Here is a 1019-nt window from a genome sequence, read left to right as displayed (position 1 = left end):
CGCATTGTACTCGACCTCTCTATTACTGATGGTTGTCAGTGTATGGAAGTAACGCTAAGTAACGAGCGCGTTTGATTGCGCGAGCTAATTGACGTTGATACTTCGCACGAGTACCAGTGATACGGCTAGGAACAATCTTGCCGCTTTCAGAAATGTAGTTCTTTAATGTAGCGATATCTTTGTAATCGATCTCAACAACATTTTCCGCTGTGAAACGGCAGAACTTACGACGACGGAAATAACGTGCCATTTGGCTTCTCCTGATCTATAAATTCAATATGTTCGGCATGAACGACTAATTGGCTTAAACCGTTATAGTCTTTGTGAGTGTGGATAAATCCGTAAACTCTAATTTTATCGCCGAGCTTTATTTGTTGGGTTATTAAACTAAATTGATTGCCATTTAAAATCACTTGGATTTTACACCACGCTTGACGCTCTAAATTTACTTCGGTTTGAATTGAACGATGTTCAAGCCAAACGGTAATTCGGAACCCCTAACGGGTTTTGGCTTTGCTTAACCGTTGAAGCGACCGAGCCGCTCAGAATTAAGCAATTATCAATCGGCGAATTACTCGCCAGCTTCCTCTGATTCAACTTCAGCTACCGCTTCAGCAACTTTGCTTTCTTTCGCTTTCACCATTGGTGACGCTTCAGTTACTGCCGCTTTAGTGTGAACGATTAAGTTACGAAGAACTGCATCGTTATAACGGAAGTTAGTTTCTAACTCGTCGATTACACTTTGAGGTGCTTCTACATTCATTAACACGTAGTGTGCTTTGTGAAGTTTGTTGATTGGGTATGCTAATTGACGACGACCCCAATCTTCTAAGCGATGAACTTGACCGCCAGCTTCTTTAACAGACGCTGTGTAACGCTCAATCATTGCCGGTACTTGTTCGCTTTGGTCCGGGTGAACCATAAAAACGATTTCGTAGTGACGCATTGACTATCCTTACGGGTTAGCAGCCTCCAACTTTAGCCAGTCACCAACTTGTGGAAGCAAGGATTAAAAAAAC

At 42.4% G+C, this 1019-nt stretch carries 3 protein-coding genes; all 3 read right to left on the bottom strand.

The window, feature by feature from the left end; genetic code table 11:
* Window positions 1-22 precede the first annotated feature (22 nt).
* The 3 genes from rpsR to rpsF all read right to left on the bottom strand — a co-directional run bounded on the left by rpsR (window position 23) and on the right by rpsF (window position 946).
* Window positions 23-250, bottom strand: a complete 228-nt coding sequence (rpsR, locus tag DA085_RS20630; protein ID WP_005598105.1) for a 30S ribosomal protein S18 — start codon at window positions 248-250, stop codon at window positions 23-25.
* Window positions 225-488 (bottom strand): primosomal replication protein N, encoded by a 264-nt coding sequence (gene priB / locus DA085_RS22070; RefSeq protein WP_202619355.1) that lies wholly within the window; start codon window positions 486-488, stop codon window positions 225-227. Before priB ends, rpsR begins: the two co-directional genes overlap by 26 nt.
* An 83-nt stretch (window positions 489-571) precedes the next feature.
* Entirely contained in the window at window positions 572-946 is a 375-nt protein-coding gene (gene rpsF / locus DA085_RS20620; RefSeq protein WP_005598107.1) for a 30S ribosomal protein S6, read from the bottom strand.
* Between the last annotated feature and the right edge of the window lie 73 nt (window positions 947-1019).

It is taken from the genome of Ornithinimicrobium cavernae, assembly GCF_003121625.1.
Lineage (GTDB): Bacteria > Actinomycetota > Actinomycetes > Actinomycetales > Dermatophilaceae > Ornithinicoccus > Ornithinicoccus cavernae.
The sequence above is the reverse complement of the archived record's forward strand: the minus strand, read 5'-3'. Positions and strand labels throughout refer to the sequence as shown.